We start from the raw sequence: 19,111 nt of genomic DNA, 5'->3' as shown, positions 1-19,111 counted from the left end.
GGCAAAGCATCTTTTTTCGATACTTTGCCTTATTTAATACCTGTTTTTCTTTATCTAACAAAAGTCTGCAATAAAATCATTACCAAAATAATTGTAAAACATACCCCCATAATGATTGTTTTCCAAGGAATTTCTTTTGGCTTTTTTTCGTATGCCTTTTGTTTATTCTTTTCTACTTTTGCCAATCTTTTTAATGCATGTCTTTCAACAAGCGTTTTACCTTTTTCACTCATTATTCAGCGCTCCAATTACCTTTTGATAATTTTCAACTGTCGTGTCTCCAGCAGTCAACCGCTGGTCATCAACAAATTTTTGCATCTTTTTTGCGTCTTCTAGCGCTTCATTAACTCGATGAGCCATATCATTCACTTGATCAACTTCAAAAATACTATCTGGGCTTACAAAATTAGGATTATGCAAAGTATTCTTAAAGCCAACAATTAACATATTTTGCTCAAATGCGCCACGAACAGCATCAAGAATTTCATTACCATGATTAATGTCAAAATAGATGTCACAAGACTGATATAAATCCTTCATTCTCTTTGGTGTAGCATTTGGATACAAGTGAACATTGTTATATTTATTAAAAGCTAAAAGCTTAGCCGACATTTCTGTTATCGCTGCAATATGGAAATTAATATTAGGAAGAGCTTCAACTATTTCCTGCAAGTGTTCTATTTGGTCAGAATTAGTCAAAATTACAGCCTCTGGTCGTAATTTATTCCCACGTGCATGTGGATAAATCATCCCCAAAAAGCGAAAATCTAGCTTACCACCCTTAGGTAACTTATTTTTCCACTTCTCCCAATCCAAGTAATTCTCAAATACTACATGCTTAGTACGTGTACCATTCTTTGAAAGATAAGTCATATTCCCCGGCAGCTCTTCACCTAACTTTTCATGCCAAAACAGCGTATCAGAGCCTTTTTCACCCATGCCTAAGCTAACAAACATTGATTGGTTCAAAGTATTATAGAAAATATGATCTACCTTATAATGGCGTGCTCTTAAATAATATTGCATAAACTGGACTAAATTAGAGAAATGTCTTGTTTCATCATCGTCAAACAGTAAAATATCTCCAGCTACTAAATAATGAACAATTACAGCTTTTCCCTCATTATCAAAGTACTTTCGTAAAACTTCTTGTCCATTATTCACATAAGTTTTGGCAAAAATTCTGCCTTCACGATTATAATGATCAATCCAGCTTAATTGCCCCTTGTCATCTAACCATCTTACTTCTTTAACTAACCGATTATTATCCGTTGCAGCAAAGACAATATCAGCTTTCTTTTGATGAAGATCGAAAATTTCACCTTTCTGCGCCGTAGCAACGATACGATAGAACTTAGGTATTTTAACTTTGTCAAAATATAAGGGAGTATTTTTATCTGTAACCTTACAATAAAATTTGATTGGCGAATCTACTTCTTTAGGTAAGAAGCCATCATCATGAATCACGACTGAAGGAATATTAAGCCCAGCGAAAAGTTGCGATCTCAAAAAATCAGTTGATGCAACATCTAAGTTTTCAAATAAGTTAATCATTTGTTAATTCTCCCAATACTTCTTTCCATTGCTTAGCTACGCGATCAGTTAGATAAGGTTCTGCAATTTGATATGATTTTTCATTAAAGGCTTTTAGATCACTTTGCTTAAACAATTTAATAATTGCCTTGGTCAATAATTCCACCTTGCGATATTCATTCCAATCTTCGTCATACGGCAGTAAATAACCATTTTCATTATTTTTAATAAAGGTTGGATCTCCATAAGGAACGTCAAAACCAATCATAGCTAATCCCGAGCCAATTGCCTCAAGTAGTGATAACCCAAATCCTTCACTAGTTGAAGCAGCAATATAAGCCGGATATTTAACATAAATATCTTTTAAATCATGCTGTCCTTTTAAATGAATATAATCCTCAGCCTGGTGATTCTTAATCATTTCGTCAAGAGCTGCTCCTTCGCTGCCTTTTCCATAGATATCAAGCTTCAGTTCTGGAATTTGATTCTTAGCAGCAATCACAGCTTTAACAATCCAATCAAGATGCTTTTCTTTAGCTAAACGCGATGCAGTAATAAGTGAAAATGGCTCACGTTTCTTAACCGGATACGTTAACTTCAAAAGACTACCAACCGGGATACAATCAACACGCGGTGTAATATGATAATATTTTTGAAATTGCTCTTCTAATACTTTCTTTTGAGCTGGCGTAGCTACCACAAAACTTGCTACTTCTGAAGCATGCGAGAATTGATACTCATAAAAGTTATTCCACAAAACATGTTGATCATTAGTAAAGTGCTTATCATAGTGATCAGCATGAACCACAACGACAATTTTAGCAGGACCATGATTTTCAAAGATTAGTTGCCCATTAATTAACGACTTATCTTCATCTTCACGATCTAAGATAATAACATCTTTTTTAGTGAAACGAAGTGCTTTAAGCATCTTCAGATATAATTCATCTTTAGAATAAATAATTTCGCCATTTGTAAATTCATAAGTTTCTTGATCATTATTTAGATGCTGAGTATAAGCAACTGAACCATCTTCATTGTAAAATTCTCTAAAAACTACACGATTATTTTCAGCTGTACCTAGATAGTACTCAGCCGCATACCTAGTATAAGAATAGAAATCACGTCTTAAAATGGTATTATTTTTTCGATAAACAACTTGATCAATAGTTTCTTTTTGGCGATCATGTAATCTTGCAACAGCATAAAAGTCATCTTTTAATTTATAAACAACTTCTTTGCCCTCATTATTAACTTCTTTAGTGAAATTCTTAAATTTCAAGCTAGCTTCAAAGGCTTTTAAGGTATAAGAAGTTTTAGCAATCTTAATATCAGTAAAAAAGTTATATAGCCAAATAATGCTTTGATCCTTAAAGCCCATATTAGCAGTCAGATCACCAATATTATTATCTAAAATTAAGTCAGAAAAAATAAATTTAGCGTCAATTCCAGTTTTTCTAAAACTTTGATCACGATACTTCTGTGCATACTCAACACCAGAACTTGCCCAACCTATTCCTAAATTTACATTATAAACTGTCATTATTTACCTCTAATTAAATACAACAACCAATTGACCTTTTTCATTTATATTAATTTGGCTCAAAAGCAAATTATCAAAAATTGCTAGAGTAATCTTATCCCAAAACTGTAAATACATCTTAAAGGCTGCTTGGTGTTGCAACAAATCTTGTGGACGACCAGAATTCGTCCAACCATGCGCCTCAATTTTTAATTTTGAGATCTTATCCACTTCATCAATCCAGCAACCATCCATTGCAGCAATCATTATTTGACGATAAAAATTATTAAGCTGTTCCTTATTAATTAAAGTTTTCTTTTTCTGGTCAATAACTTTATTAATAATTTCATGCAAATATTTTTTATAGTCTTGGATATTTTCTAAATCTTCTGGAAGTATAACTTTATTATAGGTTACATGTTCGTTAATAAAATACTTTAAGTCGTTCTTGTTTTTTATTTTTTCTTTCTTAAAATATAGCTCGATCCCTCTATCAATTGCCTGGTCAATATCTGCTTGCAAATCTTTCTTTGCCATCACACGATCACGCATATCGTAATAATTTTTTCGCTGCAGAGATAAAATTAATTCTCCTTTATTTGTTTCAGTTCTCTGGAGAGCGCTCATTGCTGCTACTCGATCGCGAAGCATATGTAAGCTGAACTTAGTAATTGGTGACTTTAGCGTTACTAGATCCTTCCCATTTTGCTTTTTTCTCATTAACCGGCGATAATATTTTTTCTGTCTGCCAGTGTTGTTACTAGAAACAAAATCATCCTCTAGTGAAATAAAGAATTGACTTGAGCCAGGATCTCCCTGTCTTCCTGCTCTACCAGCGAGCTGCAATTCAACTCGTTTAGGAAGCATTTCAGTACCAATTACTGCTAGGCCGCCTAATTCTTTTACGCCCTTGCCTAACTTAATATCAGTACCACGACCGGCCATGTTTGTTGCAATTGTTACTTCTCCCTTTTGACCTGCACGTTTAACAATTTGTGCTTCATAAGCAACACTATAAGCATTTAAAACATTATGAGGTATTCCCATATTTAGCAACAATTCAGAAATAATTTCTGAATTTTCTACTGAACCTGCAACTAGTAAAACTGGTCGACCCGTCTGATGAAGTTTTACGACATAATCGATGGCAGCCATTAATTTATCTCGAGTTGTTAAAAAGAGTACAGGCTTTTTATCTTTTCTGATAACAGGACGATTAGTTGGAATACGGGTAACTTTTAAATTATAAATATCTAAAAATTCTTCTTCATTAACTTTAGCCGTACCACTCATTCCACTTACCTTATTAAACAAGCTAAACAAGGCTGGAAAAGTAATTGACGCAGCAGTTTTTTGGATATTTGTTAATTCCACTTTTTCTTTAGCTTCAATGGCTTGGTGCAAACCAGTACTTACTTGAACTCCACGCTTTAAACGGCCACTATCTTCATCTAGGAGGATCACTTTTCCTTTAACAACTAAATAATCATGGCCCTTACGCATAATTAGATGAGCGGTCATTGCTAAGACAATATGTCGATAAACTGCCCTACTTTGCTCATCAAATAAATCTTTCAACTTAAAAAAGCGCTCTGCCTTTTTAATTCCATGAGCGGTTAGCCAAAAAACTCCATCATCTTTACGGAATTCATAATCCTTCTCACTATCTAGTAAATTAACAAACTGATCAGCTAAACCATATAAGTTTGATTGAACACTTGGTTTAGATGACACTACAAATGGTGATTCAGCTTCATCAAGTAAAACCTGGTCTACTTCATCAATAATGACGAAATTAAATGGCCTTAAATATTGTCTATCTTTTGTACTACTCAAATTATTAAATAAATAATCAAAAGCTAAAGATGAAGCAGTAGTATAGGTAATATCGCTTGCATACCATTTACGCTTCATTTGCGGCGTTGCTTTTTGCTCTTCATCATCAGTACTCAAGAAAGCTAAACTAACTGTTAAACCTAAGAACTTATAAACTGGCGCTAAATCTTTTTCATCCCGGGCAGCCAGATAGCCATTAGGCGTAACCAACATCGCTCCCTTTCCAGTTAGGCCATTTAAATAAAGAGGCATCGTGGCTACTAAAGTTTTTCCTTCGCCAGTTTTCATTTCTGCAATTGAACCCTGACTCAGCATAATGGCACCTAGAACTTGAACATCATAAGGATAAAGACCTAACACTCGATAATCTGCTTCTCGAACAGTTGCGAAAGCTTCAGGTAAAATATCTTCTAGTGTTTTTCCTTTTTTAAGAAGCTCCCTAAAAATCTGGGTTTGATTTTGTAGTTGCGCATCACTCATTTTTCTCATTTTAGGAGCTAGTTTATTTATTTTTTTGAGAATCTTTCTTGGCTTTCTTAGCCTAAGAGTATCTGTCAACACGCTTTATCACTTCCTCAAATATCGTTCTACATTATTGAGAACCTGTTGTTGATCAAGCTTAACCATCTCTGGAAGAAACCAAGGCTGTTGCCCTTGATTTTCTAAAGTATAATTCGAAGTTATAAATTCAAAATCACATTTTTTTGCCAATGAATCTTCCAAAATTTGATCTATTTTCTTGTCACTGCTAAAGATAAGTACTGTCTCTTCTTCATGTTTTTTCAGCCACGACTCTAATCTAGAAACCGGATTAAATAATTCTTGCCAACTAATATAACCCATAAAAACTTGCGTATCTGTAATAGTCGTCTTTAACTCTTCTGGAAGTTCTCTGGCTCTTTTATTATCTGCCACTAAAATTAAGGCTACTTTCTTTGCTTTTTTCAGTTGATTTAATGGCATTACGAAAAATTCATCAAAGGCTTTTGCAGGTAAATCAGCTCTTCCAAGTTGAACTTTAGCGAAATTAATTTCACTGCATCCCCCATTAATGATTTCAAAAGTATATGACACAGCTTGACTAGGATAAATAAATTCTTTTTCCATGGATGAAAACACGACTTTACTAATTTCATCGGTTTGTATATCAAAGAAACGTAAGCGAAAAATTGCAGTATCTTCAGGATTTACTTTCATATTTATTTTTATGCGATATTTTTTGCCACTTAATAAAATTGGTAGACGTGGAACTTCTTTATAGGCCTGGTAATTAAGTCTAGACGACCAGCGCATAATTTTCTCACCCGACGCCATTAAATTATTTTGGAAAGTAACTGTTTCATCGATTCTTTTACTTAATTTTGTTCCATACATATAGGTCTCATTAACTCGATCCCAATATATTTGATTAATAATCTTCATTATTCATACTTTCGTCCAAAATTACCCATAATTTCATACAAACGATAAATAAACCAATAGTTAACAGCTGGATCATCATTATGTCGCCCATCAAATCCTTTAATTGAAAACTGAATAGCATTTCTTACAGCCGGTGACTTTTTTAGTTCAGCCACTGCATGGTCATCATAATCATCATTTTTCATATAAGCTACAAAAAGTCTAGTCTTAGATAAATCACTTTGACCAAGTTCATTCATCGTCTTTTGATCTAATTCTTTTAACTTTTCAAAAGATAAAGATCGGTTAATTGCCCCATCAACGTCGAAAATGGTATCAAAACCACCTGGTCTATCTAAAGCAGCTCGACGTGCTATATAGCCTAAATTCAATAAGGGCTTAGCTACATTGATGGCGTATGGCTTAAGTTTGGCACCATATTTTATTGCTGGATAAGTTCCCATGGAAATTCCAGTCATTACTAACTGAGATGAATCAAATCCTAATTTTTTTAGAGTTTGCTTAATTACTTCAATAATCTTTTTACCAAAGTAACCTTCTGCATCATCATAGAAACCACCAACAGCTAACCGCATATCCGTAAACAAGAGCATTGGAGCATTTAATCTTTTCATTAAAAAATATCCTTCAAAACCTTCTCGTTCACGTGCACCTGAAAAGTAAACATTTAGTGGCGGTTTTAAATCACCGGGATTAAAGTAATATGCAATATCTTCACGAGTTGCTGGATCAACGATTCTTTTTCCACCACTGATAAAATCACCAGCTCCATCTCGTCCCCAACGTGCGTGAAGTGTACCAATCGTCAACTCTCCGCTTCCCTTTACTTCAAGGCTAATAGTTGCATTTCGATAATATTCAAGCACCTCAAGTTGAGAAAAATACTCATCTTTTTGAAACTTAGTTAAGTCAATAACAACTTGATCTTTCACATCACCATCTGAACCAGGATTTTGAATAAAAATTCTCATTCTAACTTGGAAGTTTTTATTTTTCATCGTTAGCCAAAAGTTAATCCGCTTACCCGGGTCAATATAAATACCGGTTTTGTATACTCCAAGATTAATCCATTCGTTATTGGTATCTAAATTCAGCTTCAATTCACCATGACCTAAATATTCAAAGCTGTGTACTTGCCGATCATTAAGCTTAAAATTAACAGCTGCAACACGCATTCCTGTTTGACCCACAAAGTAGCGCTCTTCTAATTTATTAATTAGATATTGAGGATCTTCAGTAATTTCTTGAGCAGCAATACTTTTCAAAAAGTAGCTTTCCTCGTTATCAGCAATTTCTAGAACTTTAGGTAAATAAAGAACCTGATATGGTGGGACTAAACCTTTTAAATCAGCCCAATTTTTTTAGTCAGATTCGTTGGACCTGTAATCAAAATTACATCATAATTTTTTATTTCAATCTTTTTCTTCTTAGGATCCTTTTCATCAACCTTTTCAATAGGTGGAAAATCATTGAAATGCCACTCTAAGTTTTTAGTTAATTCATACTTTTTAGACCAGTCTATTGATCCTAATTGTAAGACTCTCATTTTGCATCACCTAGTAATTTTTCCCAACGCTTCATAATATTTTCTTCTGAATAACGATTTAGCATTTTAACGTTATATACAATTGCATTGTTCCAAGCAGTTAAATTATTTAAATAATCATTAAGTGGCGTATCAATTTCCTCAGCCGTTTGGCAAACATATCCATTTTTTTGATGGATTACTGTTTTTGAAGCGAAATTTTGAATTTGCGGTATTCCAATACTTACAGCTACCATTTGCATTAACTCATCCACGCTGCCCCAGCTAATCAATACACGAGTTTTATCCAATGCCTTAAGCAACTGAGAGATATTAGTCAAACGCAATTCTTTTATTTTAATTTGTGGCAATCCTTTAGCTTTACCTAAACCAGCAATTTCAATATTTTCGACTTTTTCCTTTTCATCGCCACTACTAATAATCCACTTTCCTTTACTGTCTTTCTTAATTTTAGCTATTACCTGATTTACCCAGTTATCCTTATCAAGGCTATAAGTGAAAACTTGGATACTTTTATTCTTAAAATCATGACTTACATATTTGCACAAATGCTTGATAATTTTTTCAATGTCTGCTTGATTTGCATTTTCTGCAAAGAAGGCAATTCTTTGTACCCGTTCTCTAGAACTATGCCCTAATCGAAATTCAGAATTATAAGCTGGAATTACATGAACGCTAAATTTTTCAGGATATTGCTGCTCTAATTTATCAGCCAAGTCCGTTTTGCTAACTAGTAAATTTCCTTGATTCAAATTTGACAGCTCTTCTTGATAAGGCTGCCTTGGATTAATCATAAAAATTGCATTTGAATGATTAAGTTGGTTTAAATCTACTAAACTATCGTTATCGAGGGTCACAATCAAATGATCAGACTTTTTTAAGTTCGTTTCCAAGTATTGCTGTAAAACCTCATTAATTAAATCTTTAATATTAGAATAGGTCGTTTTTTGATAAAAATTAAAATTAGGATTAATTGTTACCACACCAGTATCCCTATCCTGCTTAAAACGCCAATTGCCGTACGGGTCATAAAAAATAGCTTCATGGTCTGTATTTTTAGAAGAAATAAATCCCCGACTATCCATGATCAATGTATAGTTTTCAGACGGTGTATCTCCATGATGCTCAATACGAATAACTTTTCCAGCAAAATCATAAAAGACTTTGTCAATGAATTTATCTTTATCTGCTATTATCGTTCTAAATGGAGTATAATCAAAAATTGCATTTTTCGGCCAAGCAAAATCATTTATTTCAACGACTCTACTTTCTAAATTGTGGATGCCTTGTAAATAATCATAAATTGAAAATAGCTGGTCAGGATAATAATTCAATTGATTTAGACGTGTCATCAGTCCGGGCTCATAAGTAGAAATAATAATTCCTACCTGATGACCATTATTTTGTAAAATACGCATATGACTTGTAGCATCTAAAATAGTAATCGATGGAATTGCAACAGCCCAATCACTATTGTCTTCATGCCAAGCTGGGATAAAGTATTCCATTTTATTTTTCTCTTTCTAAGCGGTCATACTTATATGGGAACAAGAGAGTTGCCACTTGATCACGAATCCCGCTCATAAACATAACTATCATTACCACATTCATTGGAATAACTGCAAAGCCTGCATATCTCCCCATAAAGCGCGAGCCATATAGTCCCAATACCAATTGTGCAGCATTCAATATAGCTCCAGGAAAGCCCAGAATCCAAATTAATTTTCGAAGATATGTTTGAGTCGGCCTACCTGGTGCGATTCCTAAAATATAATTATGATTATTTCTCATCGCCTTTGCCTGATCTTTAGGATTGAAAGCAACAAACATGAAAAAGTAAAATAGTAAAATTGCCATTACAGTTGAAAAAGTAGCTGAAAATTGCCAACTATTGAGTAATTTATTAGAACTAAAATATGGTGCAATCATCACCGGCAAAGTTAAAATGGCCATTCCAACCATGTACATCATCATTGCTGACATGTTTAAACCAATTGGAACAAGCATAGCCTTGCTTTTCGACGGCAAACTAGGATTAATAACTCTTAATGGATAGTAAGTTTTATTAAATGCCATCCAAAATAGAATAAATAGCAAAATAAACATAAATAATAAAGTAATCCAGATCCAAGAGTTTTTAAACTTTAGCAACATCTTAATATTATTAAAAATATTTGGAATAGCGCCGGTCATAATACTAGTCAAAATAATTGGAGCACTTGCACCAACTCCATATTTAATATTCCGATAGCATAGCCAAACAACTAGACAAGATCCAGCAATTAAAATTACAATCATCTCAAAGTCCCGCCAGAAATCTCTTTGTGGCGTCATACCAAAGACTAAAAGAACTGCTTGTAAAATTGTTAAAGCAAGTGTAATCACCTGCATAAAAAATTCAATTTGCGGCTGAGATAATGCATCAAAACCGAAAAGCTTGGTCATCATTAACAACTGCAAGATCAACATTGAAAACATAAGTGGATTAAGTCCCACAGAAAAAATTGATATGCGAGCATAATTGGCTCCACTAAATACTCCTAGCAAGGTAATCGGAGTATGATTCATAGTTTGTGCATATTGCTTTGTAATCTCTGCAAATGGCAACGGAATATATGTCCCCATGACGTAGATAATTACAATTCCTAAACTGAAACTAACTCTTTTAATGACATTCAAGAGATTTTTGTTTTTTATCAAAATAAAATGCCTCGTTATTGTATGTTGGAACTTAACTTATTTGTTATACAACTATAGTCTATCATTTTTTAGAGTTAACATTACAACTGTTTTGTTTTTTAATATATTAAAATAATTTTTTTGTAAAAAAATACCCCTGGCTGCTGTGCCAGAGGCTTTTGAATTAAATTACGAATTTTTTAAGTGCTTTTGCGATGCCATTATGGTCATTATCATCTGTAACAAAATCCGCTTTTTCCTTAATATCTTCAATTGCATTGCCCATCGCAATTTTCTTAAAGCTCGGATTTTCAAACATCGAAACATCATTACCTTGATCACCAAAGACCATGACATCTTCTGGACTAATCTTTAACCGTTCTGCTAGATTCATCAAGGCATTTCCCTTTGAAGCACCGATACCATTTAATTCAATGCAATTATCTAAACTACGAACAATATCGTAAGATTCAAAGGCCCAGTAAGGAATAGAATTCCAGAGCTTTTCAATTTGGTCGCTATCTTTTGGACAAGTAAAGCCAACTTTATTGAAGGTAAAGTCTTGCGGAATTTCTTTCCGTTCACGAACTCTAATTTCATTATCAGTTAAGGCCGCATTAATTTGCATTTGTACTGAAAGATCACGATCTAAAGTCCAAAAACGTTCAGTCGTTTCAAAGTGCAAGTTCACATGGGCAAGACGTTGCAGACGAAGCATTACTTCAAAATCACGGTAGTCCATCTCTTGACTCATTAAAACTTTTCCAGATAAATCTTGGACCACAGCTCCATTGAAAACAACTGCATATTCTTCTGATCCCTCAAGTCCTAACTGATTCTCAAATGGCATCACACCAGAAAGAGGACGTCCCGAAGCAAGTACAACTTTAATTCCCATACCATGCGCTACTTGCAAAGTTCTTAAGGTTTCAGGTGAAATTGCATTGCCACTATTGAGCAAAGTTCCGTCTAAATCTACTGCAATTAATTTAATCGCCATACATACTCCTATCTTCCAAATATCATATAGAAAATTACATTTAACACAAGTCCCAGCAGTGCCCAGCAAGCTGCTGCTTGAGCCTTGACTTTCTCTTTCCTTACTAAATATACCAAACTAGCAATGAACCCTACTAGAGGAAAAACTACATAAAAGAATAATATCCATTCACTAATTCCATTGACGTCTGTACTCAAATTACGAATAATCTTTTTCATTTTTCTCCCCATAAAAAATAGAGACTAACAAATTATTAGTCTCTATTTTATATTAACCAACATAAAATTCAATATGCTGCTTCAGATTTTCAAAATCAATTGGTAGATGTCCACCAATTTCGCCATCTAAATTAACGGGAATTGGTTCTTTATCTTTACTGTTATCTAGTAATTCAACTTTTAAGTACTTAGTCTTAGTATAGATAATTTGAGGATCATTAACATGATTTCCATTTAAGGCCATCGCCATTAAACGTAAAACATCTACCGGATTTGCGGTTTTAACCACGATTAACTGGAACAAACCATCAGATAATTGTGCATCAGGCATAATACGCTCAAAACCACCGATTGAATTAGTCATCCCTAAAAGAAACATTGATAAGTTTCCTTCATAGACACCATCATCATAGGTTAATCGCATCTTGTTACTGCTTATTTTTGGTAACATTTCTGCACCCTTAAGCAAATATGCACTATAGCCAAGAACCGATTTCACTTCTGAAGGAACGCCATAAGTTAATTCGGTTAATGAACCACTGGCCGCAATATTCATAAAATATTGTTTACCAGCACGTCCGATATCCATCTTTTGCGTTTTACCCGTCAGAATTACTTTAGCTGCATCAACTAAATTATCTCTTGGAATTTTTAAAGCTCGAGCAAAATCATTCGTTGTTCCTGCTGGAATAACAGCTAGCTTAGGTCTTTTTTCTAGGGGAGCTACACCATTGACTACTTCGTTAATCGTTCCGTCTCCACCAGCACCTACTAGCAAATCAAAACCAGCTAGGGCACATCTTTTTGCTTCATTTTGAGCAGACAAAGGTTCTGGCGTAGTTCTAAAGGCACTCGCTTCAAAACCAGCCTGTTCTAATACGTTTAAAATATCTGCGACATTTTGAAGCATCTGCTCGTGACCTGAAACAGGATTATAAATTAATCTTGCTTTTTTCGTCATCGCCTTTCGCCTCCCTAAAATGATTAACGACTTTGCAGTTCCTTATTAAGCAATTGGTTAACGACCTTAGGGTTAGCCTTACCACGAGTTTGCTTCATGATTTGACCAACTAAGAATCCAATTGCACGATCCTTACCATTCTTGAAGTCTTCAACAGATTGTGGATTGTCATCAACAACCTTAGTTACCATTGGCCCAAGAACAGAAACATCTGATAATTGGACCATGCCCTTGTCTTCAACATACTTCTTAGGATCAGTACCATTTTCAATAGATTCTTTGAAGACCTTCTTAGCAATCTTAGATGAAATAGTTCCATCTTTGATCATCTTGATCATTTCAGCTAAGTGTTCTGGCGTCAATTTAATATCTGCAATACCAACTTGGTTTTCATTCAAGTAACCATTAACTTGAGTGTTCAACCAGTTAGCAGCTAAAGTTGGATCAGCACCAGCAGCTACTGCAGCATCGTAGAAATCACTTGATTCCTTAGTTTGTAAAATAACGTCAGCATCATATTCCTTAATACCGTATTCTTCAACGTAGCGCTTGCGACGTTCAAATGGTGATTCAGGTAAACTTTCTGCAATTTCATCAATCCAGCTTTGCTTAATGTGGTAAGGTGCAATATCTGGTTCTGGGAAGTAACGATAATCTGCGTCACCTTCCTTAACACGCTCTAAGACGGTCTTACCAGTAGCTTCATCAAAACGACGAGTAGAAAGTTGAACTCTGCCACCAGAAAGAAGTACTTGTTGTTGACGTTTTTCTTCATATGCAAGAGAACGACGAACGTGGTCAAATGAGTTCAAGTTCTTCATTTCGACCTTAGTACCCAGCTTTTCTTGACCAGCAGGACGGATAGAAATGTTGGTATCAACACGCATTGAACCTTCTTCCATCTTAACGTCAGAAGCACCAGTAAATTGAACGATTTGACGTAATTTAGTCAAGTATGCGTAAGCTTCTTCTGGATCTTCCATATCAGGTTCAGAAACAACTTCAAGAAGTGGAACACCCTGACGGTTTAAGTCAACGTATGAATAACCATTAGCTCCGTGAGTGTTCTTACCAGCATCTTCTTCGATGTGCATTTCGTGAATACCAATGCGCTTCTTCTTACCACGAACTTCAACTTCGATGTAACCATCGCGAGCAAGTGGTTGGAAGAATTGCGTAATCTGGTAAGCCTTAGGGTTATCTGGGTAGAAGTAATTCTTACGGTCAAAGTGAGTTACAGGCAAGATATGTGAATGAGTTGCTAAAGCAACCATAATACCAAGACGGTAAACATCTTTATTTAAACGAGGTAAGACACCAGGCATAGCCCAGTCGATAACATTAGTTTCAGTGTTTGCTTCAGCACCATAAGTAACTGGTGATGGAGAAAAAATCTTACTCTTTGTTTTTAATTCGAAGTGGACTTCTAGACCAATAGTCGATTTAAAATTCATTAATTAATCCTCCATTCCTGTAGGTGTTTTTTCGTAGAATTTGTTATTACGTTCAATGAAATCAGCAACCTTAAATACAGTACCTTCATCAAAACGTTTAGCCATAATTTGAAGACCAGCAGGCATACCATCAACTAAACCTGCAGGTACACTAGCGGCTGGGATACCAGCTAAGTTAGCGGAAATTGTTAAGATATCGTTGTTGTACATCTTAATTGGGTCTGAAAGTTCTTCGCCAATGCCAAATGCTGGCTCAGTAGTTGTTGGTCCAACGATAACATCATTTTCTGCAAAGATCTTTTCAAAGTCGCGACAAATTAAAGTTCTAACTTGAGCAGCCTTCTTGAAGAATTCGTCATATGCACCTGCTGATAAAGCAAATGAACCCAGCATAATACGACGCTTAACTTCGTCGCCAAAGCCTTCACTTCTAGATTTTACGTAAACATCTAATAAGTTCTTAGTATCCTTTGCACGGTAGCCATAACGAATACCATCGTATCTTTGAAGGTTTGAAGAAGCTTCACTAGAGGCAACAATATAGTAAGTAGGAACAACATATTTAGTATGTGGCAATGAAACTTCATTAATAACTGCACCAGCATCCTTCAAGACATCAATTTGCTTTTGGACAACATCGCGCATTTCACCATCAACAGCATCCATGTATTCCTTAGGAACAGCTATGCGTAAGCCTTTAACATCTTGACCTAAGAAACTAGTAAAGTCAGGTACTTCTTTTTCTGAAACAGTTGCATCATGTTCATCAGAACCAGCAATTACGTTTAATACCTCTGCTGAATCCTTAACACGTTTACTCATAACACCGATTTGATCTAATGAAGAACCAAAGGCAATCAATCCCCAACGTGATACACGCCCATAAGTTGGCTTAATCCCAAAAATACCATTGAAAGCAGCTGGTTGACGAATAGAACCACCAGTATCAGAACCAAGAGCTGCTACAACTTCACCACTAGCAACTGCAGCTGCAGAACCACCAGATGAACCTCCAGGAACTTTTTCTAAGTTCCATGGGTTATGGGTTGCACCATAGTAAGAATGTTCAGTAGATGAACCCATTGCGAACTCATCCATGTTAGTCTTACCAACAAAGGTTGCTTGAGCTTTCTTTAACTTGCTAATTACAGTGGCATCATAAACTGGCATGTAATTGTAAAGAATATGGCTAGCTGCAGTAGTCTTCATACCATTAGTAATGATGTTATCCTTAATTGCAATTGGGATACCAGCCAATTTATTTTTAGCAAAATCTAAATCTTCTGCTGGCTTTGCGTCATCGTCAACAGTAATCCAGGCATTAATTTTTTTGTCTGTTTCTTTAATATTTTTAACTGTTTCCTTAGCTAAGTCTTCAGCTGTTATTTCGCCATCTTGTAATTTTTTATTTAATGAGTCAATGTTTTCATTTAAGTAATTCATTATTCATTATCATCCTTATCAATAATTACTGGCACCTTAATGAAGCCATCAGCTTTTTCAGGAACATTCTTCATTAATTCTGAGCGACTTTCCCAATGTTCAGGCTTGTCTTCTCTAAAGTCAGTCTCTCGATCAACAACTTGAACAGTTTCAGGAACTCCTTCAGTATCAACTTCGGCTAATTGATGTGCCATATTGATAATGTCACCCATTTGTTCAGTAAACTTATCAATTTCGTCTTCACCAAACTCAAGTCGAGATAGTGTTGCAACGTGATTGATTTCATCTTTTGTAATTTTCACCGTTTGCCTCCTATTCACCGCCAAAGACGTGGACATAATAACTATCGTCTGCGGAATTCTTAGCAATTAATGCCTGCGTATCATTAACAGAATTAATCTTAATTTCTATTGGTGCATCTTTAGGTAAGTACTTCTTAGCAGCTGAAAGCACAAGTCTTGAGAAACTCTCGATCTGTGCATAGCCAAAGAATTGCGTAGTTACAGTAATGTTCATTTGCGTCAAAGTTTTATTTTGATAGCGAACAGTTGCTGTTACCCCACTAATATTAGGGAAGTATCCTTGAATAGCAGCCTTGAAATCACTAAATGAAGCTGCATCAGTAGAATTAATTGCTTTTTCGCTTCCAACAGTCGGTAGTACTTGACTACGATTATTGACTGTTTTCCAATCATTTATTTTACTACTATTTGCATTAGCAATTCCATATGCAAAGTAATTTCCGCCAACTAGGGAATCTTTACTAGTCTTACTAAATAGTCCAACTAGAATTGGAATATCCTTTAATCCCTTCTTTTTACGCAAGTAAGAAACCAACTTGTTAGCTGCTTCCTTACCAAAAGTCTCCTGCTCTGCGCGAGAAATATCCTTATGATATTGTGGACCATCTTTAACTTTTTGATAGTAATCAACTGAGTTAAGGGCTAAGCCTACACTCATACCACCCATTTTGTAACTAGAATTAGATTTAGTCAAAAAATCTTGTTCCAAAATTTGGTCTAAAATGACTGGATTATAAGAATCTTTCTTAGTACTCTTTTCCGCATTTAAACCATCTGCATTGCTCTTAGACTTTCTTCCTAGCCAATCAGTCGCATCTGCAACAGAAATTTTTTGCCCTTCTTGGAAAACATACTTACTACTTGAAAAAGTATTTTGGGATAAATTTATTAATCCAGATTCTAAAGCACGACCGTCAACATTATTATCACTAGTATTTTCAGTTGTACCTTCAATTGGACTAGTTACATATTCACCATCTTTTAAGAGGACATTATAACCATTCTTACTTGTACTAGTCGTTTGATAGCTTTTCTTCTTGGTTGTCGAAGTTGTGGGATTATTGGCAAGATCGGAATTTTTTAAATTGCCACATGCACTTAAGCTCAAACCAGTTGCCACTAGCAGTGCTATTTGCAAAAATCTTTTCAATTTATTTTTCCTTCTTATTTCTTTATTTTTCAATTTTTGCAATTGCTTCTTGTTCAGTTAACATTGGAACTTGAAGTTTCTCCGCCTTATCTTTCTTAGAGCCGGCATCTGCACCATAAATCAGATAATCTGTCTTCTTAGATACTGATCCAGTCACTTTAGCTCCAAGATTTTGAAGTTTCTTAGTAAATTCACTTCGAGTAAAGTCTGATAACTTTCCAGTTAAAACAACAGTCTTTTCTTTAAAGAAATTATCTGGTGCTTCTTCTTCAACTGTTCCTAAATATTCCATATTTAATCCACTGTCACGCAACTCTTGCAACAACTTTTGCGCACTCGGCTGATTAAAATATGCTGTTAACGATTCCGCAATCGTCTCTCCTATTGTATCGATACTTATTAATTCTGGCACTGTTAATTGACTAACCTTTTCCAAATTTTTATATTTTTCCAAAATTAATCTAGCAGCTTTAGCACCAACGTGATCAATTCCAAGACCAAATAGTAATAATTCAGCTGAATTTTGCTTACTATTCTCAATTGAAGTTAACAAATTAGTAATTGACTTATCTTTAAAATGATCTAACTGACTTAATTGCTCATTAGTTAAATGATACAAGTCAGCTACATCGTTGACAAATTTTTTATCAATTAGCTGTTTTACGATTCTTGGACCAAGTCCCATAATGTTCATCGCGCCGCGTGAAGCAAAGTGAATAATTCCTTCTTCAACTTGAGCTGGACACATTGGATTGATGCAGCGGAGGGCTACTTCATCTTGCAAGTGAACCAAGTCTTGCCCACAAGATGGACATTTATTAGGAATCTCATAAGGCTCACTATCTTTAGGTCTTTTATTTAAAACGACACTAGAAATTTCTGGAATAATATCCCCAGCCTTGTGCAATTTAACTGTATCGCCAATCCGTACTCCCTTTTCTCTTAGGTAATCAGGATTATGCAAAGAAGCACGTGAAACAACAGTACCAGCAAGCTGAACGGGATTCATCACCGCAGTCGGCGTGACTACTCCAGTTCGGCCAACTGTCCATTCGATCTCTTTAACTATCGTTTCTTGTTCTTCAGGAGGAAACTTATAGGCAATTTCCCAACGCGGTACCTTGACGGTATTTCCTAATTCATTTTGTAAGCTCAAATCGTCAACTTTTAAAACGATTCCATCGATACCATAGCTTAAATCGTTACGCTTAGCAGTATATTCATCAATAAACTTAAATACTTCATCCATTGATTCTAGACGACGACCAGTTTGATTAGTGTGAAAGCCTAAGCGATTCATTTCATCAATTGCCTGGTGCTGACTAGTAATGTTTCTTGGTGGATTAACCCAAGTATAAATAAAAGTACTTAAATTTCTCTTTTTAGTAATCCGCGCATCTAATTGTCTCAAAGACCCAGCTGCTGCATTTCTAGGATTAGCAAATACTTGCTCGCCTTTTTCATCGCGTTCCGCATTTAGCTTGGCAAATGCTTCTTTTTCCATATAGCATTCACCACGAACCTCAGTTGTTAAAGGCTCAGGCAAAGTTTGTGGGATATCCTTAATGAACTTGGCATTAGCTGTCACATCTTCACCAACACGACCGTTTCCTCTAGTAGATGCGCGTGTTAATTTACCAGCTGTATATTCTAGCGATAAAGATAAGCCATCAATTTTTAATTCAACGTTGTAAGCCACAGGATGTCCAACTAGCTTTGTAATTCTGTCATCAAATTCTTTAAGCTCATCTTTTGAGAAAACATCCCCCATTGAGAGCATTGGAATAGGATGTTCCACTTTAGAAAGATCACTCTTAATTTCGCCACCAACTCGCTGCGTAATTGAGTCAGATGTTACTAAGTCAGGAAACTGCTTTTCTAATTCTACTAGTTCTTGATAAGCCTTGTCATAAACTGCGTCTTCAACTATTGGTGCGTCTTTTGCGTAATAATCTTCTGCCCATTCATCGAGCTTTTTTCTTAATTCATCGACTTTCTGAGAAGCCTGATTGTGAGTTAAAACTGCCATTATTTCAGTCCTTATC

The 19,111-nt window shown here is 35.2% G+C and carries 17 protein-coding genes; all 17 read right to left on the bottom strand.

What is annotated here, in order from left to right:
• Nucleotides 1-50: 50 nt before the first annotated feature.
• Nucleotides 51-233 carry a hypothetical protein gene (locus AB5359_RS09320; protein WP_003648287.1) on the bottom strand — a complete coding sequence of 61 codons (183 nt, stop codon included), beginning with the start codon at nucleotides 231-233 and terminating at the stop codon, nucleotides 51-53.
• Complete coding sequence (gene gtfB, locus AB5359_RS09315; RefSeq protein ID WP_048687359.1) at nucleotides 226-1,554, bottom strand: accessory Sec system glycosylation chaperone GtfB; 1,329 nt, start codon at nucleotides 1,552-1,554, stop codon at nucleotides 226-228. Before gtfB ends, AB5359_RS09320 begins: the two co-directional genes overlap by 8 nt.
• Nucleotides 1,547-3,076, bottom strand: a complete 1,530-nt coding sequence (gene gtfA, locus AB5359_RS09310) for an accessory Sec system glycosyltransferase GtfA (RefSeq protein ID WP_077410479.1) — start codon at nucleotides 3,074-3,076, stop codon at nucleotides 1,547-1,549. Before gtfA ends, gtfB begins: the two co-directional genes overlap by 8 nt.
• 9 nt (nucleotides 3,077-3,085) lie before the next feature.
• Nucleotides 3,086-5,452, bottom strand: a complete 2,367-nt coding sequence (gene secA2, locus AB5359_RS09305; protein ID WP_048687363.1) for an accessory Sec system translocase SecA2 — start codon at nucleotides 5,450-5,452, stop codon at nucleotides 3,086-3,088.
• A 6-nt stretch (nucleotides 5,453-5,458) separates the two neighbouring features.
• On the bottom strand, nucleotides 5,459-6,313 hold the full coding sequence (gene asp3 / locus AB5359_RS09300) for an accessory Sec system protein Asp3 (RefSeq protein ID WP_048687365.1): 855 nt from the start codon (nucleotides 6,311-6,313) through the stop codon (nucleotides 5,459-5,461).
• Entirely contained in the window at nucleotides 6,313-7,605 is a 1,293-nt protein-coding gene (gene asp2 / locus AB5359_RS09295; protein WP_368279983.1) for an accessory Sec system protein Asp2, read from the bottom strand. Before asp2 ends, asp3 begins: the two co-directional genes overlap by 1 nt.
• A gap of 50 nt (nucleotides 7,606-7,655) precedes the next feature.
• On the bottom strand, nucleotides 7,656-7,859 hold the full coding sequence (locus AB5359_RS09290) for an accessory Sec system protein Asp2 (protein WP_285029487.1): 204 nt from the start codon (nucleotides 7,857-7,859) through the stop codon (nucleotides 7,656-7,658).
• A complete protein-coding gene (gene asp1 / locus AB5359_RS09285; protein WP_048687369.1) occupies nucleotides 7,856-9,367 on the bottom strand; it encodes an accessory Sec system protein Asp1 in 1,512 nt (503 codons plus the stop codon). The genes AB5359_RS09290 and asp1 overlap by 4 nt, the downstream gene beginning before the upstream one ends.
• Before the next feature lies 1 nt (nucleotide 9,368).
• Nucleotides 9,369-10,559, bottom strand: coding sequence for an accessory Sec system protein translocase subunit SecY2 (gene secY2 / locus AB5359_RS09280; protein ID WP_048687372.1), 1,191 nt, complete (start codon nucleotides 10,557-10,559; stop codon nucleotides 9,369-9,371).
• Between the two features lie 163 nt (nucleotides 10,560-10,722).
• On the bottom strand, nucleotides 10,723-11,538 hold the full coding sequence (locus tag AB5359_RS09275) for a Cof-type HAD-IIB family hydrolase (protein WP_003648278.1): 816 nt from the start codon (nucleotides 11,536-11,538) through the stop codon (nucleotides 10,723-10,725).
• 8 nt (nucleotides 11,539-11,546) lie between these two features.
• On the bottom strand, nucleotides 11,547-11,756 hold the full coding sequence (locus AB5359_RS09270) for a hypothetical protein (protein WP_048687374.1): 210 nt from the start codon (nucleotides 11,754-11,756) through the stop codon (nucleotides 11,547-11,549).
• A 52-nt stretch (nucleotides 11,757-11,808) separates the two neighbouring features.
• Nucleotides 11,809-12,717, bottom strand: coding sequence for a diacylglycerol kinase (locus AB5359_RS09265; protein ID WP_003648277.1), 909 nt, complete (start codon nucleotides 12,715-12,717; stop codon nucleotides 11,809-11,811).
• 23 nt (nucleotides 12,718-12,740) lie between these two features.
• Complete coding sequence (gene gatB / locus AB5359_RS09260; RefSeq protein ID WP_003648276.1) at nucleotides 12,741-14,171, bottom strand: Asp-tRNA(Asn)/Glu-tRNA(Gln) amidotransferase subunit GatB; 1,431 nt, start codon at nucleotides 14,169-14,171, stop codon at nucleotides 12,741-12,743.
• A 3-nt stretch (nucleotides 14,172-14,174) separates the two neighbouring features.
• Entirely contained in the window at nucleotides 14,175-15,614 is a 1,440-nt protein-coding gene (gene gatA / locus AB5359_RS09255) for an Asp-tRNA(Asn)/Glu-tRNA(Gln) amidotransferase subunit GatA (RefSeq protein ID WP_368279901.1), read from the bottom strand.
• Nucleotides 15,614-15,916 (bottom strand): Asp-tRNA(Asn)/Glu-tRNA(Gln) amidotransferase subunit GatC, encoded by a 303-nt coding sequence (gene gatC / locus AB5359_RS09250; RefSeq protein ID WP_048687376.1) that lies wholly within the window; start codon nucleotides 15,914-15,916, stop codon nucleotides 15,614-15,616. Before gatC ends, gatA begins: the two co-directional genes overlap by 1 nt.
• A gap of 10 nt (nucleotides 15,917-15,926) precedes the next feature.
• Entirely contained in the window at nucleotides 15,927-17,066 is a 1,140-nt protein-coding gene (locus AB5359_RS09245) for a CamS family sex pheromone protein (protein WP_020807406.1), read from the bottom strand.
• A 22-nt stretch (nucleotides 17,067-17,088) separates the two neighbouring features.
• Nucleotides 17,089-19,095 carry an NAD-dependent DNA ligase LigA gene (ligA, locus tag AB5359_RS09240; RefSeq protein WP_048687379.1) on the bottom strand — a complete coding sequence of 669 codons (2,007 nt, stop codon included), beginning with the start codon at nucleotides 19,093-19,095 and terminating at the stop codon, nucleotides 17,089-17,091.
• Between the last annotated feature and the right edge of the window lie 16 nt (nucleotides 19,096-19,111).

The sequence above is a fragment of the Lactobacillus sp. RTP31084st1_F9_RTP31084_210423 genome, assembly GCF_040919545.1.
Classification (GTDB): Bacteria; Bacillota; Bacilli; order Lactobacillales; family Lactobacillaceae; genus Lactobacillus; species Lactobacillus paragasseri.
The sequence above is the reverse complement of the archived record's forward strand: the minus strand, read 5'-3'. Positions and strand labels throughout refer to the sequence as shown.